25 protein-coding genes are annotated in these 23,967 nt (G+C 70.5%); 4 read left to right on the top strand and 21 right to left on the bottom strand.

Annotation, left to right across the window (positions count from 1 at the left end; genetic code table 11):
- Positions 1–53: 53 nt before the first annotated feature.
- From tatC to OG519_RS05640, 10 genes are all read right to left on the bottom strand, one after another.
- On the bottom strand, positions 54–986 hold the full coding sequence (gene tatC / locus OG519_RS05595) for a twin-arginine translocase subunit TatC (RefSeq protein WP_405579412.1): 933 nt from the start codon (positions 984–986) through the stop codon (positions 54–56).
- A gap of 65 nt (positions 987–1,051) precedes the next feature.
- Entirely contained in the window at positions 1,052–1,339 is a 288-nt protein-coding gene (gene tatA / locus OG519_RS05600) for a Sec-independent protein translocase subunit TatA (RefSeq protein WP_405579414.1), read from the bottom strand.
- A gap of 208 nt (positions 1,340–1,547) precedes the next feature.
- Complete coding sequence (locus OG519_RS05605; protein ID WP_405579416.1) at positions 1,548–1,751, bottom strand: hypothetical protein; 204 nt, start codon at positions 1,749–1,751, stop codon at positions 1,548–1,550.
- Positions 1,752–1,787: 36 nt separating this feature from the next.
- Positions 1,788–2,042, bottom strand: a complete 255-nt coding sequence (locus OG519_RS05610) for a hypothetical protein (RefSeq protein ID WP_405579418.1) — start codon at positions 2,040–2,042, stop codon at positions 1,788–1,790.
- Between the two features lie 11 nt (positions 2,043–2,053).
- A complete protein-coding gene (locus OG519_RS05615; protein ID WP_405579421.1) occupies positions 2,054–3,010 on the bottom strand; it encodes a helix-turn-helix transcriptional regulator in 957 nt (318 codons plus the stop codon).
- A 13-nt stretch (positions 3,011–3,023) separates the two neighbouring features.
- Entirely contained in the window at positions 3,024–3,965 is a 942-nt protein-coding gene (locus OG519_RS05620; protein ID WP_405579423.1) for a helix-turn-helix transcriptional regulator, read from the bottom strand.
- A 192-nt stretch (positions 3,966–4,157) separates the two neighbouring features.
- Positions 4,158–4,529, bottom strand: a complete 372-nt coding sequence (locus tag OG519_RS05625; RefSeq protein ID WP_405579426.1) for an FKBP-type peptidyl-prolyl cis-trans isomerase — start codon at positions 4,527–4,529, stop codon at positions 4,158–4,160.
- Between the two features lie 49 nt (positions 4,530–4,578).
- A complete protein-coding gene (locus OG519_RS05630; RefSeq protein ID WP_405579428.1) occupies positions 4,579–5,598 on the bottom strand; it encodes an FKBP-type peptidyl-prolyl cis-trans isomerase in 1,020 nt (339 codons plus the stop codon).
- A 93-nt stretch (positions 5,599–5,691) separates the two neighbouring features.
- Positions 5,692–7,053, bottom strand: a complete 1,362-nt coding sequence (gene pafA / locus OG519_RS05635) for a Pup--protein ligase (protein WP_405579430.1) — start codon at positions 7,051–7,053, stop codon at positions 5,692–5,694.
- Positions 7,054–7,062: 9 nt separating this feature from the next.
- Positions 7,063–8,313 (bottom strand): MFS transporter, encoded by a 1,251-nt coding sequence (locus OG519_RS05640; RefSeq protein WP_405579432.1) that lies wholly within the window; start codon positions 8,311–8,313, stop codon positions 7,063–7,065.
- A 133-nt stretch (positions 8,314–8,446) separates the two neighbouring features.
- Here OG519_RS05640 and OG519_RS05645 point away from each other — a divergent pair, with 133 nt between their 5' ends.
- The gene (locus OG519_RS05645; RefSeq protein ID WP_405592490.1) at positions 8,447–9,448 is read left to right on the top strand and encodes a LacI family DNA-binding transcriptional regulator; all 1,002 of its coding nucleotides are present in this window, start codon (positions 8,447–8,449) and stop codon (positions 9,446–9,448) included.
- A gap of 341 nt (positions 9,449–9,789) precedes the next feature.
- On the opposite strand, the gene prcA is transcribed toward OG519_RS05645, so the two are convergent.
- The 6 genes from prcA to arc form a co-directional block, all read right to left on the bottom strand.
- Complete coding sequence (prcA, locus tag OG519_RS05650; RefSeq protein WP_405579435.1) at positions 9,790–10,533, bottom strand: proteasome subunit alpha; 744 nt, start codon at positions 10,531–10,533, stop codon at positions 9,790–9,792.
- Between the two features lie 80 nt (positions 10,534–10,613).
- Positions 10,614–11,459 carry a proteasome subunit beta gene (gene prcB / locus OG519_RS05655; RefSeq protein WP_405579438.1) on the bottom strand — a complete coding sequence of 282 codons (846 nt, stop codon included), beginning with the start codon at positions 11,457–11,459 and terminating at the stop codon, positions 10,614–10,616.
- A complete protein-coding gene (locus OG519_RS05660) occupies positions 11,411–11,587 on the bottom strand; it encodes an endonuclease domain-containing protein (RefSeq protein WP_405579441.1) in 177 nt (58 codons plus the stop codon). The genes prcB and OG519_RS05660 overlap by 49 nt, the downstream gene beginning before the upstream one ends.
- Before the next feature lie 119 nt (positions 11,588–11,706).
- Positions 11,707–11,925, bottom strand: coding sequence for a ubiquitin-like protein Pup (locus OG519_RS05665; RefSeq protein ID WP_405579444.1), 219 nt, complete (start codon positions 11,923–11,925; stop codon positions 11,707–11,709).
- Positions 11,926–12,057: 132 nt separating this feature from the next.
- A complete protein-coding gene (gene dop / locus OG519_RS05670; protein WP_405579447.1) occupies positions 12,058–13,569 on the bottom strand; it encodes a depupylase/deamidase Dop in 1,512 nt (503 codons plus the stop codon).
- 105 nt (positions 13,570–13,674) lie between these two features.
- Positions 13,675–15,441 carry a proteasome ATPase gene (arc, locus tag OG519_RS05675; RefSeq protein ID WP_405579449.1) on the bottom strand — a complete coding sequence of 589 codons (1,767 nt, stop codon included), beginning with the start codon at positions 15,439–15,441 and terminating at the stop codon, positions 13,675–13,677.
- Between the two features lie 240 nt (positions 15,442–15,681).
- Here arc and OG519_RS05680 point away from each other — a divergent pair, with 240 nt between their 5' ends.
- On the top strand, positions 15,682–15,972 hold the full coding sequence (locus OG519_RS05680) for a ferredoxin (protein ID WP_405579452.1): 291 nt from the start codon (positions 15,682–15,684) through the stop codon (positions 15,970–15,972).
- Positions 15,973–16,086: 114 nt separating this feature from the next.
- On the opposite strand, the gene OG519_RS05685 is transcribed toward OG519_RS05680, so the two are convergent.
- From OG519_RS05685 to OG519_RS05695, 3 genes are all read right to left on the bottom strand, one after another.
- The gene (locus OG519_RS05685; protein WP_405579453.1) at positions 16,087–16,689 is read right to left on the bottom strand and encodes a hypothetical protein; all 603 of its coding nucleotides are present in this window, start codon (positions 16,687–16,689) and stop codon (positions 16,087–16,089) included.
- Positions 16,690–17,030: 341 nt separating this feature from the next.
- Positions 17,031–17,942 carry a tRNA (adenine-N1)-methyltransferase gene (locus OG519_RS05690; RefSeq protein WP_405579455.1) on the bottom strand — a complete coding sequence of 304 codons (912 nt, stop codon included), beginning with the start codon at positions 17,940–17,942 and terminating at the stop codon, positions 17,031–17,033.
- A 61-nt stretch (positions 17,943–18,003) separates the two neighbouring features.
- A complete protein-coding gene (locus OG519_RS05695; RefSeq protein WP_405579458.1) occupies positions 18,004–19,293 on the bottom strand; it encodes a site-2 protease family protein in 1,290 nt (429 codons plus the stop codon).
- Positions 19,294–19,474: 181 nt separating this feature from the next.
- Between OG519_RS05695 and OG519_RS05700 the strand changes: the two genes are divergently transcribed.
- Positions 19,475–20,401 (top strand): RecB family exonuclease, encoded by a 927-nt coding sequence (locus OG519_RS05700; RefSeq protein ID WP_405579460.1) that lies wholly within the window; start codon positions 19,475–19,477, stop codon positions 20,399–20,401.
- 13 nt (positions 20,402–20,414) lie between these two features.
- Positions 20,415–21,086 (top strand): response regulator, encoded by a 672-nt coding sequence (locus OG519_RS05705; protein WP_405579462.1) that lies wholly within the window; start codon positions 20,415–20,417, stop codon positions 21,084–21,086.
- A 135-nt stretch (positions 21,087–21,221) separates the two neighbouring features.
- Here OG519_RS05705 and OG519_RS05710 read toward each other — a convergent pair whose 3' ends face one another.
- Positions 21,222–22,820: an ABC transporter substrate-binding protein gene (locus tag OG519_RS05710; RefSeq protein ID WP_405579465.1), complete on the bottom strand. Its 1,599-nt coding sequence runs from the start codon at positions 22,818–22,820 to the stop codon at positions 21,222–21,224.
- A 283-nt stretch (positions 22,821–23,103) separates the two neighbouring features.
- Positions 23,104–23,805 (bottom strand): HAD family hydrolase, encoded by a 702-nt coding sequence (locus tag OG519_RS05715; protein ID WP_405579468.1) that lies wholly within the window; start codon positions 23,803–23,805, stop codon positions 23,104–23,106.
- Positions 23,806–23,967 lie beyond the last annotated feature (162 nt).

The following is a 23,967-nucleotide window of genomic DNA, read 5'->3' on the forward strand; positions in this document are numbered from 1 at the left end:
GCCTACCTGGCGGCACCGACACGGCGCGTGATCTTATCGGCCCGGATGCACGCTCAGGTGGCGTCGTCGTAGCCGTCGTCGCCGTCGCGGTGCCGCTCCGCCGCGTCGAAGGGCTGGCTGGAGATCTGCTCGGGGATGTGGCTCAGCGAGGACGCCTCGTCGGGGTCGAGCCCGAAGTCGGGGTCGGCGGCCAGCCGGCGCCGCTTGCGCCCGTCGTTGAAGAAGCAGACGCCCATGGCGACGAAGTAGAGGAAGACGATCGGCGCGGCCAGCAGGCACATGGTGAGCGGGTCGCCGGTGGGCGTGGCGACCGCGGCGAAGACGGTGATGCCGATCACCATGCCGCGCCACCAGCCAAGCATCCGGCGGCCGGTGACGATCCCGGTGAAGTTCAGCAGCACCAGCACCAGCGGCAGCTCGAAGGCGAGGCCGAAGACGACGATCATCCGGACCACCAGGTCCAGGAAGTCGTCAAGCGCCAGCAGGTTGGTGGTGTCGTTCGGCACGAAGCCGATCATGATCCGGGCGGTCTGCGGCAGGATCGCGTACGCCAGCCAGGCGCCGGCCACGAAGAGCGGCACACCGGCGCCGACGAAGCCGATGGTGTAGCGCTTCTCGTTGCGGTGCAGGCCGGGCGCGAGGAATGCCCAGAGCTGGTAGAGCCAGACGGGTGAGGAGATGACGACGCCGGCCATCAGTGAGACCTTGAGCGCGATCGAGAAACCGCCGAGCAGACCGCTGACGGTCATCTGCGCGCAGGGGGCGTCCCTCTTCTGATGGGTGGCGCCGTTGACACACCGCACCGTGTCCGGGATGCGGTGCTGGAGGAGCTGGATGATGTCCTTGTAGAAGAACGCCGCCACGACGGTCACCACGATGATCGCCAGGACCGACTTCATCAGCCGGTTGCGCAGCTCACGCAGGTGTTCCGCGAGGGGCATCCGTCCCTCGGGATCCTTCTCCTGCTTGCGGGCAGTCTTGAGCACCCACGTCCTCGTCTCGTACGGCAGCCGTCAGCGACGCGCTCCGGCTTCGTTCTTCGGCTTCGGGATCAGGCCTGCGTGGTGGTGCGGTCGGCCGGCTCGGCCACCGGGCGGGCGCTGGCGGTGTCACCGGGGGCGGCCTGGATGGTGCGGGCGGTCCCCGCCGACGCCGGCTGCTCCTGCGGGGTGTGCTCCGCGGGGCCGCTGTCGTTCTTCATCGCCTTGGCCTCGCTCTTGAGGATGCGGGCCGACTTGCCGAGCGACCTGGCGAGGTCGGGAAGCTTCTTCGCACCGAAGAGAACGACGATGACGAGAAGGATGAGGGCGATCTCGAGGGGCTTGAGGTTGCCGAGCATGAAAGGTCTACCTTCTCACCGAGGCGGCGTTGTCCTTGACCGGAAGCCCGGCTCTCGGACGGATGTCCGGTCGCCGCGCAGGCTGTGATCGTAGCGTGCACCGGTGAACACCCGGGAATGCACCGGAAGCCACCTGGTTGCGGCCCTGCCGCGCTCCTCGTGGGGCCGCCCGGCCAGACTACCCTCCCGTCGCGCCGGGGTGGCAGGCTCAGTGCCGCGAGATCTCGCCCGCGCGCCCGGCCATCGGCCGCGCGGCGCGCTGGAGCCGGTCGCTCGCCCTGGTCAGCGCCTCGGTGCCGGCCGCGACCTGCCGGGCCAGCTCCCGTACCGCCAGGAAGACCCGGATCGCCAGTACGCCGAGGATCAGCAGCCCCGCGGTCGCCAGGCCGACGGAGACAATGAGCAGCCACATGGCCCGCGAGCCTACCGGTCCCCGCGGCCGGGAGGGTCAGAGGGCCCGCAGCCGTACGGCGCGGACGCCGCCGGTCGTCAGCAGCTCCACGATCCGCTCGCCGGCCGGTTTGCGGACCGCCTCGTCGCACGCCGGGCAGGTGAAGGAGTAGTAGGTGGTGCGGGCCGAGCCGCCGATGGCCAGCCGCAGCGCGCCCGCGGCCAGTTCGAAGCTCTCCCGGCAGTGCGGGCAGCCGGCCCGGAACAGCACGGGACCGGTCTCGGGGAACGGCGGACGGGTGGTGGTGGTCATGGCCGGTCCCCTCATTCCCCGTAGGCGGCCAGGGCCAGCACGGCCGCCTCACGCGCCTGCTCGGCCAGTTCGACCGGGGCCACGATCCGGCCGTCCCGGCCGAGCCGCAGCGCCAGCCGCCGCAGCGAGCCCGGGTCGGGGGTGCGCAGGGTGATCCGCAGGCCGCCGTCGGGCAGCTCCTCGGCGCTGTCGTGCGGGTAGTACTCGGCGACCCAGCGGCCGCCCGCGCCGACCTCGATCACCACCTCCGGGTCGTCGCCGGCCGGCTGCACCAGCCCCTGGGACAGGTCGCGCGGTTCGAGCCGCGGCGGATCGGAGGGTTCGTCGAGGAGCCTGATCTCGGCCACCCGGTCCAGCCGGAAGGTACGGCGGTCCTCCGAGAGCCGGCACCAGCCCTCGAAGTAGGTGTGCCCGACGGAGAAGAGCCGGATCGGGTCCACCCGGCGCTCGCTGAGGGTGTCACGGGCCGGAGAGTAGTAGCGCATCCACAGCAGCCGTCGTTCGGTGATGGCGCGGTCCACGGTGGCGAAGACGCTGCCCTCGGCCTCGAAGGTCACCGAGAGCTGGGCGCTGGGCCCCGCCACCTCGCCGGCCGCGGTCTCCAGCTTGGCGCAGGCCCGCAGCAAAGCCTGGCGGTCCCGGTCCCGCAGACCCGGCAGATTGGCCACCGCGCGGGCGGCGACCAGCAGGGCGGTGGCCTCGTCGGCGGCCAGCCGCAGCGGCTGCGCCACGTCGTCGGCGGTGCCGGGGTTGTGCCACCAGATACGTTCGCCGTCGGTGTCGATGTCCAGCAGGTCGCCGCCGCGGAAGCTGGTGCCGCACAGCGGCAGCACATTGAGGTCGCCGATCAGCTCGGCCTCGGTCACCCCGAAGGCCCGCGCCACCTCGCTGACACGCGCCCCGGGCCGCTCCCGCAGATAGGTGACCAGGGACAGCATCCGCCGGGTCTGGTCGATCGCGTTGCTCATGAAATGAGACCCTTCAGCCCTTCGCCACCGCGCGCAGCCGTTCGAGCACCTCGGCGCGCAACTCCTCCGGTGCCAGCACGACCACGTCGGGGCCGAACTCGGCGAGCCAGGCTTCCAGGCCGTGGCCGTAGGGGATGTCCAGCTCGTCCCAGTCGGCGTCGACCGGGCTGGTGACGACGGCCCGGGAACGCAGCGGGTAGCCGCTGCCGCGCCGCAGCCGGATCCGGGCGGTGGCCGCGGTGGCGCCCTCGCCGGCCCAGCGGGCGACGGTCTCCCGGACGTCCACGTGGTCGGGCACCTCCGCGGTGAAGGCGCCACGGGTACGGACCTTGCCGCTGATCCGGGAGAGCCGGAAGACCCGGACGGCGCCGCGGTCCCGGTCGTACCCGGCGGCGTACCAGTGGCCGCGCCAGCACTCCAGTGCCCAGGGTTCGACCACCCGGGGCTCGGGCCGCACCGCGTTGGCCTTGCGGTAGTCGAAGGCGACCGCGCGCCGCTCCCGGGTGGCGAGCATCAGCGCCTCGAAGGCGGGCTCGGGGGCGGGGATGCGCGGTTCGAGCACGCTGCTGGTGTCCTCGTACGGCACACCGGCCGCGCGGAGTTTCTGCAGGGCGCCGCTGGCCGCCTCGGCGAGGCGGGCCTGCTGCCAGACCTTGGCGGCCAGCCCGAGGGCGGCGGCCTCCTCCGGGTCGAGCGCGATGTCCGGCAGCCGGTTGCGGTCACTGCGGGCGAGATAGCCGAACTCGCCGTCGACGCTCTCCACCGTGTCGATGACCAGGCCGAGTTCCCGCAGGTCGTCCTTGTCGCGTTCGAACATCCGGTTGAACGACTCGTCCGAGGTGACCTCGTGGTACGCCTCGACGGACGCGCGCAGTTCACGCTTGCTGACCGGGCGCCGGGTGTTCATCAGGCACAGCGCGAGGTTCATCAGCCGCTCCGCCTTGGCAATCGCCATCCCCGCACCCTTCCTTCACGCCTTCGCGCCCGCCCGCCGAACCTATCGCTCCCGGTGGCGCGGGACCCAATCCTGGACCGGCTCCGGGACGCGGGTCTCGGCCCCGGTCCAGGACCGGGACCCGGGCCCGGCCGCGGCCGAAGCCGAGGGCCCCGCCGGACGGCGGGGCCCTCGGCACAGCTCAGCGGCAGGTCAGACGGCGACCAGGTCACAGACGAAGATCAGCGTCTCGCCCGGCTTGATGGCGCCGCCGGCGCCCTGGTCGCCGTACGCGAGGTGCGCGGGAATGGTGAGCTGACGGCGCCCACCGACCTTCATGCCCTGCACGCCCTGGTCCCAGCCGGCGATGACCTGGCCGATACCGAGCTGGAAGCGCAGCGGAGCGCCGCGGTTCCAGCTCGCGTCGAACTCCTCGCCGGAGGAGAAGGCCACCCCGACGTAGTGGACGGAGACGGTGTCCCCGGCCTTGGCGACGGGTCCGTCGCCCTCCCAGATGTCCTTGATCTCCAGGTCGGCCGGCGGCTCGCCGCCCGGGAAGTCGATCTCGGGCTTCTCGATGCTCACTTCGGTGCTCCTTGTGCTGTTGCGGGCAACCCGGACAGTCTTGCAGACCTCACAGAAGAGCCAGGATGTCCAGCGTGAAGACCAGCGTGGAGTTGGCCGGGATGCCGTTGTTGGCCTTGTTGCCGTAGGCCACGTCGGGCGGCGTCACCAGCATCACCCGGCTGCCGACCTTCTTGCCCGCCAGGCCCTGCTGCCAGCCCTTGATGAGCTGGGCGAGCGGGAAGGCGGCCAGTTCGCCCCGGCCGTAGGTGGAGTCGAACTCCTTGCCGGTGTCCCAGAGCACGCCCTTGTACTGGAGCAGCAGGTTGTCGGTGGCCTTCACCACGGCGCCGTCGCCTTCGAGGATGTACTCGGAGACCAGCTTGGTGGGCGCCTTGCCCTTGGCGCCCTTGGGCACGTCGATGGAGGGGGCCTTGCCGTCGGTGTTGGTGCCGACCTTGGGCAGGCTCGCGTCCTTCTGCGGTACGGCGGCGCCGGTGGCCGAGCTCTTGCCGTTGAAGCGCTGGAGGACGTCGATCACGAAGACCAGGGTGTCGGTGCCCTTGATGCCGGCCTGGGAGTTGCCCGCGCTGCCGTAGCCGAGGGCCGGCGGGATCGCCAGCTCCACCCGGCTCTTCACCTTCTGGCCGACCAGGCCCCGGTCCCAGCCGGGGATGACCTTCCCCTGGCCGATGACATTGGTGTACGGGCCGCGGCCGAAGGAGGTGTCGAAGACCTTCGCGGTGTCGTAGACCTGACCGACGTAATTCACCTGAACGTAGTCACCCGAGGCGATCGTGGGGCCGCTGCCCGGGATGACGGTCTTGACGGCGAGGTCCTTGGCGGGGGTGCCGGCGCCCTTGGCGATCGTCGGCTTCTGGTTGAAGGCGCTGCCCGCGGTGATCTCCGGGACCGGACCGCCGACGATCTTGGTCCCGGGGGTGGCGGACGGCGAGCCGGACGGAGCGCTGCTGCCCGATGGCGAGCCCGACGGGGACGAGGCCGCGTCGCTCTTGTCGTCCTTGCTGCCGCAGCCGGCGGCGGTGAGCAGGAGCGCGGGCACAGCGAGCAGTACGGAACGTCGGCGCACGGGGTTCCTCGTTCGGTTCGTCGGGGTGGGGCCGGCGGGCAGCCGGGGGATCGGAATCCGCCGCCCCACACCCTACGGCGTGCGCTCCGCCGGTCACATCCCGGCGATCAGCTTCTCCACCCGGTCGTCGACCGACCGGAAGGGGTCCTTGCACAGCACCGTGCGCTGCGCCTGGTCGTTGAGTTTGAGGTGCACCCAGTCGACGGTGAAGTCCCGGCGCTGCTCCTGGGCCCGGCGGATGAAGTCCCCGCGGAGCCTGGCCCTGGTGGTCTGCGGCGGGACCGACTTGGCCTCGAAGATCTTCAGATCGCTGCAGATCCGCTTGGCCTGCCCCTTGCGTTCCAGCAGGTAGTAGAGCCCGCGGCGGCGGTGGATGTCGTGATAGGCGAGGTCTATCTGGGCGACCCGGGGGTGGGACATGGTGATGTTGTCCCGGTTCCGGTAGCGCTCGATGAGCTGGTACTTCATCACCCAGTCGATCTCGGTGCCGATCTTGCCGAGGTCGCCGCTGCCGATCGACTCCAGGGTGCGGCCCCACAGCTCCAGCACCTGCTCGATGACGCCGCTGCGGATGCCGCGGCGCTCGCAGAACTCCACCGCCTTGGAGTAGTACTCCTGCTGGATGTCGAGGGCGGACGCCTCCCGGCCGGAGGCGAGTCGCACCTTGCGGCGGCCGGTGATGTCGTGGCTGACCTCGCGGATCGCCCGGATCGGGTTCTCCAGGGTGAGGTCGCGCATCACCGTGCCGGCCTCGATCATCCGCAGCACCAGGTCGGTGGCGCCGACCTTGAGCAGCATGGTGGTCTCGGACATGTTGGAGTCGCCGACGATGACGTGCAGCCGCCGATAGCGCTCCGCGTCGGCGTGCGGCTCGTCGCGGGTGTTGATGATGGGGCGCGAGCGGGTGGTGGCCGAGCTGACGCCTTCCCAGATGTGCTCGGCGCGCTGGCTGACGCAGAAGACGGCGCCCCGCGGGGTCTGGAGCACCTTGCCCGCGCCGCACAGGAGCTGCCGGGTGACCAGGAACGGAATCAGGATGTCCGCCAGCCGGGAGAATTCCCCGTGCCGGGCCACCAGGTAATTCTCGTGGCATCCGTAGGAGTTGCCGGCCGAGTCGGTGTTGTTCTTGAACAGATACACATCGCCCGCGATGCCCTCTTCGTGGAGCCGGCGTTCGGCGTCCACCAGAAGGCCTTCCAGGATGCGTTCCCCGGCCTTGTCGTGCGTGACGAGTTCGGTGACGTTGTCACACTCGGGAGTGGCGTACTCCGGGTGCGAGCCGACGTCGAGATAGAGGCGGGCCCCGTTGCGGAGGAAAACATTGCTGCTTCGTCCCCATGACACGACACGGCGGAAGAGGTACCGCGCCACCTCGTCAGGGGACAGACGCCGCTGTCCCCTGAACGTGCATGTGACGCCGTACTCGTTCTCCAGCCCGAAAATGCGGCGGTCCATGTCTGAACATTACGCCTGATGCGTGGTGCTGAAACGAGGTTCGACCGCACCGTTTCGATCTTTTTCCGGCCGGCTTTCGAGGTTTGGAACGGTGAGGATTCGGCTGGTGAGCAGCAGGACGAGCATGGCGACCACCCCGCTCACGGCGCTGACACCGAATCCGGCGGTGGTTCCGCCGTGCTGCGCGACCAGGCCGGCCAGCGCGGTGCCGAGGGCCGCGCCGACGCCCATGGCGGTCACCACCCAGGAGAAGGCCTCGGTGACGGTGCCGGCCGGCGCGTGCCGGTCCACCACGAGGAAGCCGCAAGCCAGGGTGGGGGCGAGAAAGAATCCGGCGAGCGCGGCGAGCGGCAGCATCCAGCCGAGGGCCGGCGCGAGCAGCAGCGGCGGGTAGCAGGCGGCGAGTCCCAGCGACAGCAGCCGCAGTCGGCGCTCGGGAACGCCGGCCCAGGCGCGGGCGCCGTAGCCGAGGCCGCCGGCCAGGGCGCCGGCGCCGTTGGCGGCGAGCACGTACGCGGTGGCCGAGTCGCCGCCGTGCGCGTCGCCGTAGGCCACGGCGGCCAGCGAGAAGGCGCCGAGCGCGACGCCGATGAAGAGGCAGGCGCCGAGCAGTACGGCCAGGCCACGGGAGCGCAGCGCGCCCAGCCAGTGGGCCTCGCGGGGCGCCGCCCGCCAGCGCCGGGAGGGCGGGGAGGTGACGACGACCAGCGTCCCGGCCACGCCGAGCAGGCCGGTGAGGACCACGGCGGCGGCCTCCGAGGCGGTGGCGACGGCCAGCGTGACCAGCAGCGGGCCCACCGTGAAGAGCACCTCCTGGGCGGCGGCGTCCAGCGCGTACGCCTTCAGCACCTGCTCCTCGCGCGCCAGCACCGCGGGCCACAGCGCTCGCAGGCCGCCTTCCAGCGGCGGGGTGGCGAGGCCGGCCAGCAGGACGGCGGCGACCGCGACGGGCAGCGGCCGCGGGCCGTTGACGGCGAGCAGCACGAAGCCGGCCGCCGAGAGCAGTGCGGCGGCGGTCATCACCCGGGGCTGTCCGCGCCGGTCCACCGTCCGGCCGAGCAGCGGCTGACCGACCGCGACGGCCAGCCCGAAGACCGCGGAGAGCGTGCCGGCCAGCCCGTAGCCGGCGCCCTGGGAGCGGAGGAAGAGCACGATGGCCAGCGCGGCCATGGCGTTGGGCAGCCGCCCCAGCAGGGTGCCGCCGAGCAGCCGCCCGGCGTGGCGTGCCCGCAGCAGGTCCGCGTATCCCGCGCTCGTCATGCTTCCCCCTTCGAGTGTTACGTATAACGTATCGGCGTCATACGTACCATGTCCGGGGTCGGCGGTCCACCCGGTGGGTCGCGCTGCTGGGAGGTGGGGCGTGAGCGGTGGGGGTCGGCCGACATCGCGGGATGTGGCGCGGGTGGCCGGCGTGTCGCAGGCGACCGTGTCGCTGGTGCTCGGCGGGAAGTGGCGCGGGCGGGTGTCGGAGCGGACCGCGGCGGCGGTCCGGGAGGCGGCCGGCTCGCTGGGGTATCTGCCGAACCTCGCGGCCCGCAATCTGCGGCTCGGCCGGACCAGGACCGCGCTGCTCGTGGTGCCGGCGATCACCCATGAGTACTTCGCCCGGGTCTACTCCGGGGCCGCCGCCGTCGCGGCGGAACACGGCTTCGGGGTGGTGCTTTATCCGTCCCCGGCGGGGGTCGGGCGGGCCCGGGACCCCTTCGGCTCGGCGCGGGCCGCGATCGACGGGGTGATCGCGTCCTCGATGGCGGCCGACGCGCTGGCCGGGATCGCCGGCGCCACGAGCGGCGCGGCCGAGGACGGCGGGCTGCCGCTGGTGATGCTGGACAGCGATCCGGCGGCGCCCGGCGGCGCCCCGACGGTCAATCTGGCGGTCGCCGACGGCATCCGGCAGGTGGTGCGGCATCTGCTGGCGCTCGGCCACCGCCGGTTCGCGCATATCGCCGGCGAGGTGGACGCCTGGACCTTCCGGGTACGCGCCGAGACGGTCGCGGCGGAGCTGGCACGGGTGCCGGGCGCGGTACTGCTGGGCACCGAGCGGTGCGCGCTGGACGTGGCGGCGGGCCGGGCGGCGGCGGCGCGGGTGCTGGCGCGGCCGGGGCCGGCCCCGACCGCGCTGATCTGCGACTCCGACGTGCTGGCCGCCGGTGCCTGCAAGGCCGCCAGGGGGCTGGGGCTTGACGTCCCGGGCCGGCTCTCGGTGGCGGGCTTCGACGATCTCTCGCTGGCCACCGCGATCGACCCCGAGCTGACCACGGTACGGCTGCCCGCCGAGGAGGTCGGCGCCGCCGGCATGACCGCCCTCCTCGCCCTGCTCAACGGCATGGACGCCCCCGGCGGCACCCTCCCCGTCCACCTCATCCCCCGCACCTCCACCGCCCCGCCCCCCTGACCCCGCCGCGTCGGCGGGTGCACCCGGCCCACACCCCGGGCGGGGCCGCTCCGTTCGAGCCCTCCCAATCGCGGCGATCCGCCGGCGAGCCAGTCAGCCCGCCGCGCTGCCACCAGCCGCTCCCCCTCCCCGCCCCGCACCACGGGCGAAGCCCCGGCGCGTCGGCGGGGCCGCCCGCCCTCGCCCCGCCCCCAAGAGACCCAGAACGCGGCGATGCCCCGGCGGGAGCCGGGGCATCGTGGGTGCCGGAGTGAGGTACAGGCCGGAGGTACCAGAGGTACCAGAGGTACCGGAAGTAGAGGTGGTGGTAGCGGCGGGGTATCGGGGGTCCGAGCCGGAGGCTATTCCTCGTCGGAGGGGTCGTCGGTCTGGGCGGTGGCGGCGCTCTCCGTGTCCAGCAGGCGGGAAAGCTGGCGGCCCAGGATCCGCTTGAACTTCCGTGCCTGCGGGCGGGTCCGGTCGAGCACCGCGACTTCGAGCTGCTCGGCGGTGAGCTGCCGGTCGCTGCCGTTGGTGTCCCGGCTGAGGGACTCGACGGCGAGCGCCAGCGCCTCCGCCAGCGTCATCCCGTCCCGGTGCCGCTGGTCGAGATAGCTGCCGATCTGGTCGGAATTGCCGCCCACGGCGACCGCGCCGTGTTCGTCGACGATCGAGCCGTCGTGCGGCAGCCGGTAGATCTGGTCGTCCTCGGGGGCCGAGCCGACCTCCGCGACGATCAGCTCCACCTCATAGGGCTTCTCCCCGACGCTGGAGAAGATGGTGCCGAGCGTCTGGGCGTAGACATTGGCCAGGCCGCGGGCCGTCACGTCCTCACGGTCGTACGTGAAGCCGCGCAGGTCCGCGTACCGGACGCCGCCGATCCGCAGGTTCTCGAACTCGTTGTACTTGCCGACCGCCGCGAAGGCGATCCGGTCATAGATCTCGCTGACCTTGTGAAGGGCTCGGGACGGGTTCTCGGCGACGAAAACGATTCCGTCGGTGTATTGCAGTACGACCACGCTGCGACCGCGGGCGATTCCCTTGCGGGCGTACTCGGCGCGGTCCGCCATGGCCTGCTGCGGCGAGACATAAAAGGGCGTGGACACCGGCTAACCGTGCCTTTCTGCTGTCGGCGCTGTCGTGGTCTGGGAAAACGTCACGTGACGGCCTGTCGGCCGACCGGCCGTCACAGCACCTGTGCCAGGGGGCCGTCGGGGCGGTCCCGGCGTCCGTCGACCACCGACTGGGCGATCTCGGCGACCTCGGTCTCACCGAGCCGCCGGAACCCCTCCTCGGTGATCACCGTGATGATCGGGAAGATCCGCCGGGAGAGGTCGGGCCCCCCGGTGGCGGAGTCGTCGTCGGCCGCGTCGTAGAGCGCCTGGACAACGGCGGTGACCAGCTGCTGCTCGGTCAGATCGCTGCGGTAGAGCTTCTTGAGGGCGCCGCGGGCGAACATGGAGCCGGAGCCGGTGGCGGCGAAGCCGTGCTCCTCGCTGCGCCCACCGGTCACGTCGTAGGAGAAGATGCGGCCCTTGGCCCGCTCGGTGTCGTATCCGGCGAAGAGCGGCACCACGGCGAGGCCCTGGAGGGCCATGCCCAGGTTGCCGCGGATCATGGTGGACAGCCGGTTGGCCTTGCCCTCCAGGGACAGGGTCGCCCCTTCGATCTTCTCGTAGTGCTCCAGCTCGAGCTGGAAGAGCTTCACCATCTCCACCGCCAGCCCGGCGGTGCCGGCGATGCCGACGGCCGAGAACTCATCGGCGGGGAAGACCTTCTCGATGTCGCGCTGAGCGATGATGTTGCCCATGGTGGCCCGGCGGTCGCCGGCGAGGACCACCCCGCCCTCGAAGGCCGCCGCCACGATCGTGGTGCCGTGCGGCAGCTCGATGGCACCCTTCAGCGGCGGAAGCGTCCGGTTTCCCGGCAGCAGATGGGGCGCGTGGTCTCCGAGGAAGTCCATGAACGAGGACGAGCCCGGCGTCAGGAAGGCAGCAGGTAGATGCCCGGTGTTACGAGTGTTGGCTTCCACGCGTTTCCCTCCAGGTGAGCGATCGCCCGACGAATCCTGTCGGGTTCGTTTCCCAACACGCCAATGACCGACTTGCAGTTGACGTACGGTACGCCCCGGACCCTACCCGTTTCATGGCAGTCATCCACATACCGTGTTTCCCCGTGGACACTCGTCTTTCCCGGCCACGGCGCGCCTGGTCGACGCGCCGACGGCCCCGTCGGAAGTGACCGCCAGTCACCGCCAGTGATGGGCGTGACCGCCGTGACTACTGTCCGCCCTTCTGCACGAAGGAGCGCACGAAGTCCTCCGCGTTCTCCTCCAGGACGTCGTCGATCTCGTCCAGGACGGAGTCCACGTCGTCCGAGAGCTTCTCCTGGCGTTCCTTGAGGTCGTCGGCCGCTTGGGAGTCCTGCTGGGTCTCCTCGACCTCCTCCGTGGAACGCGTCGCCTTCTGCTGTCCGCCGTCGCTGTCCTTGGTAGCCATGTCCCTCACCCCGCTCGGTTGCGTGCCTACAAGATCCGACCCTACAAGCAGGGTCCGACTCCGGCTCTGGATTAATGGAACGTCCGAGTGCTATCGGGTTGTTTCCCGCTTCCGGTCCGTTTCAGCCCCCGGTTACCCGCCGGACAGGATCCGGACCAGGTCCTCGGCGGTGCGGCAACGGTCGAGCAGCTCCTTGACGTGCTTGCGGGTGCCCCGCAGCGGCTCCAGGGTGGGAACCCGCTGAAGCGAGTCGCGGCCGGGCAGATCGAAGATCACGGAGTCCCAGGAGGCGGCGGCCACGTCATCGGCGTACTGCTCCAGGCAGCGGCCCCTGAAGTAGGCCCTGGTGTCCTCCGGAGGCTTGTTCACGGCCCTGAGCACATCGGGCTCGGCCAGCAGGCGCTTGATGCGGCCGCGGGCCGCCAGCCGGTTGTAGAGGCCCTTGTCGGGCCGCACGTCGGCGTACTGGAGGTCCACCAGGTGCAGCCGGGCGGCATCCCACCCGAGGCCGTCGCGGCGCCGGTACCCCTCCAGCAGCTCCTTCTTGGCCACCCAGTCCAGCTCGCCCGCCAGGGTCATCGGATCCCGCTCCAGCCGGTTGAGCACGTCCTCCCAGCGGCTGAGCACGTCCTGGGTCTGCTCGTCGGCGTCGGCCCCGTACCGCTCCTCGACGTATTTACGGGCCAGCTCGTAATACTCCATCTGGAGCTGGACCGCCGTCAGAGTGCGCCCGTTACGCAGCGTGATGAGCTGGTGCAGGGTGGAGTCGTGGGAGACCTCGTGCAGCGTGCGGACCGGCTGGTCCACCACGAGGTCGACCTTGATGAAGCCGTCCTCGATCATGGAGAGCACCAGCGCGGTGGTGCCCAGCTTGAGGTAGGTGGACAGCTCGGAGAGGTTGGCGTCACCGATGATGACGTGCAGCCTGCGGTACTTCTCGGCGTCGGAGTGCGGTTCGTCGCGGGTGTTGATGATGGGGCGCTTGAGGGTGGTCTCCAGGCCGACCTCGACCTCGAAGTAGTCCGCCCGCTGGCTGAGCTGGAAGCCGTGCTCACGGCCGTCCTGGCCGATGCCGACCCGGCCCGCGCCGGTGACGACCTGCCGGGAGACGAAGAACGGCGTCAGGTGCCGCACGATGTCCGAGAACGGGGTCTCCCGCCGCATCAGGTAGTTCTCGTGCGTGCCGTAGGACGCGCCCTTGTTGTCGGTGTTGTTCTTGTAGAGGTGGATGGGCTGGGCGCCGGGGATCTGGCCGGCCCGCAGCGCCGCCTCGGCCATGATCCGCTCGCCGGCCTTGTCCCAGAGGACGGCGTCGCGCGGATTGGTGATCTCGGGCGAGGAGTACTCGGGGTGGGCGTGGTCCACGTAGAGCCGGGCCCCGTTGGTGAGGATCACATTGGCCAGGCCGATGTCCTCGTCGGTGAGCTGGGTGGAGTCCGCAGCTTCCCGGGCGAGATCGAAGCCGCGGGCGTCCCGCAGCGGATTCTCCTCCTCGAAGTCCCAGCGGGCGCGGCGCGCCCGGTGCATCGCCGCCGCGTAGGCGTTGACGATCTGGGACGAGGTGAGCATGGCATTGGCGTTGGGGTGGCCGGGCACGGAGATGCCGTACTCGGTCTCGATGCCCATTACTCGCCGTACGGTCATGCGGCCCTCCTTGCCCGGCTCCGGCCCGTCCGGGCCGGAAAACACACCGGCTGCGGGTACCCGCTGTCGGGACCCGCAGCCGGAGGGGTAGTGCTTACGGATTGCTTAGAGATACTGTCCGGTATTCGCCACGGTGTCGATGGAGCGTCCGGTGTCCGCCCCCTGCTTTCCGGTCACCAGTGTGCGGATGAAGACGATCCGCTCGCCCTTCTTGCCGGAGATCCTCGCCCAGTCGTCGGGGTTGGTGGTGTTGGGCAGGTCCTCGTTCTCCTTGAACTCGTCCACACAGGCGGCGAGCAGGTGGGAGACGCGGAGACCGCGCTGGTCGTGGTCGAGGAAGTCCTTGATCGCCATCTTCTTGGCCCGGTCCACGATGTTCTGGATCATCGCCCCGGAGTTGAAGTCCTTGAAGTACAGGACCTCCTTGTCACCATTGGCATAGGTGACCTCCAGGAAGCGGTTCTCCTCGCTCTCGGAGTACATCCGCTCCACCACAGACTGGATCATGGCTTCCACGGTTCCGGCGGTCGACCCGCCGTGTTCCGCCAGGTCCTCCCCGTGCAGCGGAAGGGTGGGAACCAGGTACTTGGAGAAGATGTCCTTGGCCGCCTCGGCGTCCGGCCGCTCGATCTTGATCTTCACGTCCAGCCGGCCAGGCCGCAGGATCGCCGGGTCGATCATGTCCTCGCGGTTGGAGGCGCCGATCACGATGACGTTCTCCAGGCCCTCCACACCGTCGATCTCGGCGAGCAACTGCGGGACGATGGTGTTCTCCACGTCCGAGCTGACACCGGAACCACGGGTGCGGAACAGGGACTCCATCTCGTCGAAGAAGACGATGACCGGAGTGCCCTCCGAGGCCTTCTCGCGGGCGCGCTGGAAGACCAGGCGGATCTGCCGCTCGGTCTCGCCCACGAACTTGTTGAGCAGCTCAGGGCCCTTGATGTTGAGGAAGTAGCTCTTGCCCTGGGGCTGACCCGTGACCTCGGCGACCTTCTTGGCCAGCGAGTTCGCCACCGCCTTGGCGATGAGCGTCTTGCCGCAGCCGGGCGGGCCGTAGAGCAGTACGCCCTTGGGCGGACGCAGCTCGTACTCCTTGAAGAGCTCGGCGTGCAGATAGGGCAGTTCCACCGCGTCGCGGATCTGCTCGATCTGGTTGCCGAGACCGCCGATCTGGCGGTAATCGATGTCGGGGACCTCTTCGAGGACGAGTTCCTCGACCTCGCTCTTGGGCACCCGCTCGTAGACGTAGCCGGAACGGGGTTCGAGCAGCAGCGCGTCACCGACGCGCAGCGCCCCGTCGAGCAGCGGTTCGGCGAGCCGCACCACCCGCTCCTCGTCGGTGTGCCCGATGACCAGGGCACGCTCGCCGTCCTCGAGGATCTCCTTGAGGGTGACGATGTCGCCGACGCGCTCGAACTCCATGGCCTCGACCACGTTGAGCGCCTCGTTGAGCATCAGCTCCTGGCCGCGCCGGAGCTCGTCGAGTTCGACGGAAGGGCTGACGTTCACCCGGAGCTTGCGCCCGCCGGTGAAGATGTCCGCCGTACCGTCCTCGTTTGACTGAAGGAACACACCGAAGCCGGCCGGCGGCTGCGCGAGCCGGTCGACCTCCTCCTTGAGAGCCACGATCTGGTCGCGGGCCTCTCGCAGCGTGTTCGCGAACCGTTCGTTCTGCGCGGACACGCCCGCCAGATTGGTCTGCAGCTCGACGATTCTCTCCTCGAGAATCCTCGTGTGCCGCGGAGAGTCGGCGAGCTTGCGTCGCAGGACGGCGATCTCCTGCTCAAGAAAGGCGACCTGGCTCATGGGATCTTCCGATCCACGAGCGGGTCGGCCGCCACGGTTGATGTCGTCGTCGTGGGCCGCCACGGTCCTCACCTCCTCCAAGGGGAGCTGGACGTTTCCAGACCCTACCTGGACCGGTAGGGGTTGAAACCCCTAGATCACAAAGACGATCGCGGTGTGTCCGATCTTCACCCTTGCGTACGTCCCTCCGCCACTGGGATACCCGCCGATCTCCATCCGGAAGCCGCCGGTTGTATCTTCGTTTGGTCAACCGCCTTCGACGGTGGTCTCTTCCCGAACGAACAACGCTAGGCGAGGGTTTCCGTGAGCAACGAGACGGCTGAGGCACTCGAAGTCTGGATCGACCAGGACCTGTGCACGGGTGACGGGATCTGTGTGCAGTATGCGCCCGAAGTCTTCGAGCTGGACATCGACGGGCTGGCCTATGTGAAGGGCGCCGACGACGAGCTGCGGCAGACCCCCGGGGCCACTGTGCCGGTGCCGCTGACCCTGATCAGGGATGTGGCCGACTCCGCCAAGGAGTGCCCCGGGGACTGCATCCATGTGCGCAGGGCCGCGGACCGGGTCGAGGTCTACGGCCCCGACGCGGACTAGCGCCGGGCCCCAGGGCCGTAAGAGTGGCCGGCCCGGCGCCACAGGGACGCGGGGAGGCGCTGGGGACTGCCGGGAAAGGTCGGGGAAGGTCGGGGAACGGCGCCGGCGGGCCGCTCAGACGCTGTTGCCGGCCGGTCCCGGGATGGCCACGTAGCGGTCGTGGCGCCACTCCCAGGCGTAGCCGCGCCGCATGTCGGGGCAGCAGCGCGGCGTGGCGGCGCTGGAGAAGCCCAGCACCGTCGCCCGGACGGTCCGGCCGTCCAGCCGGAAGTCGCTGATCTGCCGGTCGTCCTTCGGCCTGACCAGGGTTTCCGCTATCCGCGGCGCGGCCCCCGCCGCCGAGAGCACGAAGACGCCGCTCGGCGGGGTGCCGGCGCCGGAGTCGCAGCGCACCACCACGACGGTCTCCGGCCGCCCGTCACCGTCCAGGTCCCCGCTGACCTTGGACACGACGTCCACCTTCGCGCCCGGCGGGCAGTCCAGCGGATACGTGACGGCCGCCGGGTTCGGCGGGGCGGCCGGGGCGGTGGGACGGACCGAGCCGTTCGACGGACGGGGCACGGGGCCCGAGGCGGCCCGGGAGGCACTCTGGGAGGCGTCGGCGGGCTCCACCAGGGCGACGAGGGCCACTATCGCGCCCAGGGTCGCGGCGGTGGTGATCCAGTGCACGGAACGGCTGCGGGTATGCGGAAGAGCGGGGCCTGCGGACGGCTGCACGCGCCTGTCTCCTGGGCTCGAAACGGCGGGGATGGCCAGCATCGTGCCACAGGTCACACCGGGGGCGGAACGCCGGGGGCCCCGCGGCGCGCCGGGCGTACGACGGGCGGGCGGTGGGGGCGCCCCGGCGATACGGGGGGCTGTGCGCGAAGAGGCGCGGAGAGACGGGGAGGGACGCGGGGAGAGCCGCCACCCATCGACCGGGACGTCCGGGATGTCCAAGACATCCGGGAACGCCCCGGATGTCCGGGCGGCAGGGCCGACCGGACAAAACAGCGGCGGTCCGGTGGAGTTGGCCGAAGTTGGCCGGTTTTAGCCGCAGCAGCCGCCCCGGGGGCGGGTCACTCCGCGCCGGCGGACTCCCCGCCGGTGCCTCCCGGCCCGGTGTAGTCCTCGCCGTAGGCACCCTTGGCGGGCCGGCGGCGGCGCAGCGGGGGCTCCACCCCGTCGGCGAGCCGGCGGGCGGTGAGCAGGAAGCCGGTGTGGCCGATCATCCGGTGATCGGGCCGGACCGCGAGGCCCTCCACGTGCCAGGTGCGCACCATGGTCTCCCAGGCGGCCGGCTCGTTGAAGCTGCCGAACTCCCTGATCGCCTCGACGGTACGGGCGAGCTGGGTGGTGGTGGCCACATAGGCGCACAGGATGCCGCCGGGCACCAGGGCCTTGGCGACCACCTCAAGGCACTCCCAGGGCGCCAGCATGTCCAGGATCACCCGGTCGACGTCGGTGTCCGAGAGATTGTCCTGGAGGTCACCGACGGTGAGCTGCCAGGCGGGGTGCGGACCGCCGAAGTAGCGCTCCACGTTCTGGGTGGCGATCTCGGCGAAGTCCGCCCGGCGCTCGTAACTGTGCAGCATGCCCTGGTCGCCGATGGCCCGGAGCAGGAAGCTGCTCAGCGAGCCGGAGCCCACCCCGGCCTCGACGACGCGGGCGCCGGAGAAGATGTCGGCCATCGCCAGGATCTGCCCCGCGTCCTTGGGGTAGACCACGGCGGCGCCGCGGGGCATGGACAGGACGTAGTCGGGGAGCAGCGGGCGCAGCGCGAGATAAGCGACGTTTCCCGTGGTTCTGACCACACTGCCCTCGGGGGCACCGATCAGCTCGTCGTGCGGGAAAGCGCCCTTGTGGGTGTGGAACTGCTTTCCGGCTTCGAGCGTGAACGTGTAGTGGCGTCCCTTGGGATCGGTGAGCTGGACCTGGTCCCCGACTTTGAAGGGCCCGCGTCGGCGGGCGGCACCGGTCGGTTCGGACATGGGATCACCCTACCGGCTCAGCGCGACGCCGTTTGACGGGCGCGTATGTCCCCGTGTGCGGTTACGGGGCGGGGCGCGACATGGCGGCGAGGAAGGCGCGTTCCACGTCGGCGGTGGACAGCACGCCGTAGATCTCGCCGGTGGGCTCGACCACCAGGTATTCGGTGGAGGGGTGGGCGCGGAGCTGGTCGAGGAGTTCCTCGCCGACCAGTTCGGCGGAGACCCGCATCCCGGGGGTGAGTTCCTGGGCGAGCCCGCTGACGGCGACCCAGGGGCGGCGGTGCTCGGGGATGGAGACGATCGCGGACTCGCGGACCAGTGCCGTCGGGTCGCCCTGGCCGTCCACCACGACCAGTGCGCGGGCGCCGGCCTCGTTGGCCCGGCGCAGCGCCTCGGAGAGCGGGGTGTCGGAGGCGACCGGCACCGCCCGCCGGGTCAGGGTGCGGGCCTGGAGGCCGGGGAGGCGTTCGCGCAGCCGGGCCATCCGCAGGCTGTTGCCCGCGCCGGTCCAGATGATGGCGGCCAGCACGGCGGCGAGCAGCGCGTTGGTGAGCGAGTCGGCGCTGCTGCCCGAGCTGTCGCCGTTGATGCCGCCGGCGTAGGAGAGCAGCGGCAGTCCGATGAGCACCGCGAGCGCCAGTCCGCGGCCCACCCAGGCGGCGGCGACCGTGCCGGTCATCGGCCGGCCGCTGATCTTCCAGACCACGGCCCGCAGCATCCGGCCGCCGTCCAGCGGCAGTCCGGGCAGGAAGTTGAAGATCGCGACGATCAGGTTGCTGACCATGAGTCCGGCCAGCAGCACCCCGGGCACCGTGCCCCGGTCGACGAACTGGAGTCCGCCGAAGAAGACCGCCGCGAGCACCAGGGAGAGCAGCGGCCCGACGAAGGCGAGGATGAACTCACGGCCCGGGGTCTCGGACTCCTTCTCGATCTCCGAGACCCCGCCGAAGAACTGGAGCTGGATCCGGCGGACCGGGAGGTTGAAGCGCAGCGCGGCGACGGTGTGGGCGAGTTCGTGGATCAGCACGGAGGCGTAGAAGGCGACGGCGAAGAAGAGCGAGACCAGGTAGCGCAGGCCGCCGAGCTCCGGCAGTACGGTGTCGAGCTGGCCGCCGAAGACCCAGGTGATCAGCGCGGCGACGAGGAACCAGCTCGGTGCCACGTAGATCGGGACGCCGAAGAACCGCCCCATCAGCAGGCCGCCGCCCGGGCCCCGCGAGGGCTTGGCTGTTTCGCCGTCGTCGCCGCCGTCGCCCCCGTCGCCACCGCCGCCGTCCTGGCCTGGGTCACGGGTCGTCTGGGACGGCGGCCCACCGCTCTCGCTCACAGGTTCCCCTCGTGCTGAATACATACCCTGTACCGATCATGCGGGACGAGGGGCTCAACCGCCCATGCTATTGCCCTGCTCCCCCGGACAGGTACCGGCTCCTTTCCACGGGCTGACGCCCGGGCGTCCGCGGCGGCCGGCCGCGGAACGGGGCGGGCCGGACGGCGGGAGAGGCTGTCGGTGGCAGGCCTTAGGGTCGTCTGCCATGGGGACCCCCGCCGAGATTCCACCGCCACGTACCGTCGCCGCGCCGCCGGGCGCCCGGCGTGTCACTCCGTCCGCGCCCGTGTCGCTCTCGCCGTCCAGGGCCGCGGACTTCATGCGCTGCCCGCTGCTGTACCGGCTGCGGGTGATCGACCGGCTGCCGGAGAAGCCCAGCGAGGCGGCGACCCGCGGCACCGTGGTGCACGCGGTGCTGGAGCGGCTCTTCGACGCGCCGGCCGCCGAGCGGACGGTGGACCGGGCGCGCGCCATGGTGGCCGGCGAGTGGGAGCGGCTGCGGGCGGCCAGGCCCGAACTGGCCGCGCTGTTCAGCGCGGCCGAGGGCGCGGCGGACCCGGCGGCGCTCGCCGCCTGGCTGGAGAGCGCCGAGCGGCTGGTGGACCGGTGGTTCGCGCTGGAGGACCCGACCCGGCTGGAGCCCGCCGAGCGCGAGCTCTATGTGGAGACGGTGCTGGAGTCGGGGCTGACGCTGCGCGGCTATGTGGACCGGCTCGACATCGCGCCGGCCACCGGTGATCTCCGCGTGGTGGACTACAAGACCGGCAAGGCCCCTCGCCCGGAGTACGCCGAAGAGCCCCTCTTTCAGATGAAGTTCTACGCGCTGGTGCTGTGGCGGCTGCGGGGGGTCGTGCCGCGGCGGCTCCAGCTCGTCTATCTGGGCAGTGGGGACGTGCTCACCTACGACCCGTCGGAGCAGGACCTGCGGGCCACCGAGCGCAAGCTGCTGGCCTTGTGGGAGGCGATCAGCTCGGCCACCGCCAGCGGCGAGTGGCGCCCGCGCCGCGGCCCGCTCTGCGGATGGTGCGACCACCAGGCGCTCTGTCCCGAATTCGGCGGGACTCCCCCGCCCTATCCGCTGACGGATGGCGCCGGAGCGCTGCCGGTGGTGGGCCAGAATGGTGCGGTCTAGCGAAGGAGTACCCGTGGCGATCCGCGTCCTGTTGGTGGACGATCAGCCCCTGTTGCGTACCGGTTTCCGGATGATCCTGGAGGCCGAGCCCGATCTGGCGGTGGTGGGCGAGGCGGGTGACGGCCAGCAGGCGCTGGACCAGGTGCGGGCGCTGCAACCGGATGTGGTGCTGATGGACGTCCGGATGCCGCGGATGGACGGGGTGGAGGCCACCCGGCAGATCACCGGCCCCGACCGCTCGGGCCCGGCGAAGGTGCTGGTGCTGACCACCTTCGACCTGGACGAGTACGTGGTGGAGGCGCTGCGGGCCGGTGCCAGTGGCTTTCTGCTCAAGGACGCGCCGGCCGCCGAGCTGGTGCAGGCGATCCGGGTGGTCGCGGCCGGCGAGGCGATGCTGGCGCCGAGCATCACCCGGCGGCTGCTGGACAAGTACGCGGACCGGCTGCCCTCTGGCGACGAGACGGTGCCGCAGCCGCTGCACGCGCTGACCGAGCGGGAGATCGAGGTGCTGAAGCTGGTGGCCCGCGGTCTGTCCAACGCGGAGATCGCCGCCGAGCTCTTCGTCAGCGAGACCACCGTCAAGACCCATGTGGGGCACGTGCTGACCAAGCTGGCGCTGCGGGACCGGGTGCAGGCCGCCGTCTACGCCTACGAGAGCGGGCTGGTGCGCCCCGGGGCCGGCTGAGCCCGCCCCGCGGCCCCGAACGGCGTGCGAAGCCCGGCGCGACCCCGCGCCGGCCCGGAGAGATATCACCGGAAACGCGCGACCGGCCCGCCCGGCGTCGGAACGCCGAGCGGGCCGGTCGAGGGCGGACCGGGGTCAGCCGCTGACGCCGCGGCCCAGCTCCCAGAACTGCGTGGTGGTCGAGGAGTTCAGCGCCCACTCGACACCGGTGATGTTGCTGCGCGAGGCGATGTACTGCTTGCCCTGCCACAGCGGCAGCATCGGGACGTCCTGCGCGATGAGGTCCTGGGCCTGGCCGAAGGCGGTGGTCGCCGAGCTGCGCTCGGACTGGCGGCGGGTCTCCGGCAGGATCGTGTCCTGGATCGCCTTGTTGTTGTACGGCAGGTTGAGGAAGTTGTCCTTGTCGAAGAACGGCGCGATGTAGTTGTCCGGGTCCGGGAAGTCCGGCAGCCAACTGATCGCGAAGATCTGGTACTTGCGCTGGGAGGCGGCCTTCAGGAAGGCGCTCCACTCCTCGCTCTTCACCTGCACGTCGAAGAGATCGCTGTTGTCGAGCTGCTTCTTGATCTCCTCGGCCTCCGGCTTGTTGACGGTACCGCCGGTGTCCTGCCGGTAGTTGATCGTCAACGGCACCTTGGAGGTGATGCCGGCGGACTCCAGCAACGCCTTCGCGCGCGCGACGCTGGGGTCCTTGTAGATGTTGTAGAACGAGTTGGTGTGGCTGGTGATGCCCTGCGGGACCACGGAGTAGAGCGGGTCCGCGGTGCGCTGGTAGATCGTCTTGGTGATGTCCTGCCGGTCGATGACCTCGGCGATGGCCTGCCGGACCGCCTTGTCCTTCAGACCGGGCGAGGTGGTGTTGAGGAACAGGTAGCGGGTCTCGCCGCCGGGCGCCTCGGTGAGCTTGATGTTCGGGTCGGTGCTGTTCTGGAGCTCGGTGATCTGGGACGGCGCGATCGTCCTGGACATCACGTCGATGGTGCCGGCCTTGAGCGCGGCCTCCATCTTGACGGAGTCGTCGAAGAGCTTCAGCTCGACCTTGCTGTTGTTGATCTTGTCCAGGCCCTGGTAGTGCGAGTTCTTGCTGAACTCGCCCTGCTTGCCCTGGACCCACGAGTCGAGCACGTAGGGGCCGGAGCCGACGAGCTTGAAGCCGTCGAGCGGCTTGCCCGGGTCGTAGACCTTGCTGTCCACGATCGCCGCGGCCGGGGTGGCGAGCTTGGCGGGGAAGGTCGCGTCCTGCGCCTTGAGGTGGAAGACCACCGTCTTGTCGTCCGGTGCGTTGACCGACGTCACGTCGGATATGAGGGACGACGGGCCGGTGGGCCAGTTGACCTTCTTCATCCGGTCGATGGAGAACTTCACGTCCTGCGCGGTGAGGTCGTGCCCGTTGGAGAACTTCAGGCCGTCCCGCATGGTGCACTGGTACGTCAGACCGGAGCTGTCCGCGTAGTGGCATTCCTTGGCCGCGTCCGGGGTGGGCGTGGTGCTGCCCCGGGTGTAACCGAGCAGTTCCTGGAAGGTGTTGTAGAAGACGTTCCAGGTGGCGGTGTCGTACGAGGTGGCCGGGTCGAGCGGCGCCGGGTTGTCACTGGTCTTCACAATGCTGTCAGTGGTGCCGACGACGATGGGGTCGCCACTGCCGCCGCTCCCCCCGCCGGAGCCGCCGCACCCGGTGATCACGGGTGACAAGACGCCCAGCAGGGCGGGCAGCACCAGAAGCTTGCGGTTCATCGTCGTCGTTCTCCTCTTGTGACTGCGCATCTGCCTGCGTGCTCGCGTCGCAACGGCTCCACCGAAGCCGAACAGGCCGCCCGGGCACCAGGATCCGAGCCGGGTCGGGACTCGGGAAACCTTACGCGCTCCGCTGTCCGTGCCTCGCCGCGTGGGTCGCGGCAGCAATTTGAGCACATCCCGCGCGCATGCTCCGGCGACGATACCGAGATTGGATGTGATCGGCACCAACGGGATGCCAAACTTCATCGACCCGAGTCCGGAAAGCCCTGAACAGGCACGCTCAGTGAATGCGTGTACTCAAGGAGCGCAGAAACGGCACGGTCAGCTCCTCCAGCGACGCCACGACGGTACGGCGGGGGGCCGGGTCGATCGGCACCAGCGACGGCACGGCGACCACGACGCAGCCGGCCGCCTCGGCGGAGGCGACACCGGTGAGCGTGTCCTCGATCACCACGCAGTGGGCCGGGTCGGCGCCGAGCCGGGCGGCGGCGGTCAGATACGGGTCGGGGTGCGGCTTGGTGCGGAGCACCTCGTCGCCGGCGAGGGTGAAGTGGAAGTTCTCCGCGCCGAGGGTGCGCAGCATGGCGTCGATGGTGCGGCGGTGGGAGGCCGAGACCAGCGCGGTGGGCACACCGTGCGCGGCGAGTTCGGCGAGCAGCCGGCGGGCGCCCGGCATCAACGGGGCGCCGTCGATGATCAGCCGCTCGAAGCGGGTGTTGATGGCCACCATCAGTTCGGCGAGGGTGGCCGTGGTGCCGGTCACCGCCATCAGGTGGCCGACGCTGCGGGCCATCGGGCCGCCCACCACCACCGAGCGGTGCACCTCGTCCAGCACATGGCCGAGGTCCGCGAAGACCTCGGCTTCCGCCGCCCACCAAATGCCCTCGGTGTCCACCAGGGTGCCGTCAAGGTCCAGGAGTACGGCCCGAGGTCCGGGACCCTGCGCCTTGCGGGTGTCGGCGACGAAGATGCTGCTGGTCATTGGCCCCACTCCTCGGTTCTGGGGGACACAGAGGCCGGTTGCCGCACCCCGCTCGCGCGAGGAGGCAACCGGCCTCTGCCGGACCGGCCAGTCTACTTCGAGCGGGTTCAGCGCGCCTTGCGAGCGGAGAACAGCACTCGAACAGTCCGCAAACGCGCGCCC

Source organism: Streptomyces sp. NBC_01190 (genome assembly GCF_045039895.1).
Lineage (GTDB): Bacteria > Actinomycetota > Actinomycetes > Streptomycetales > Streptomycetaceae > Actinacidiphila.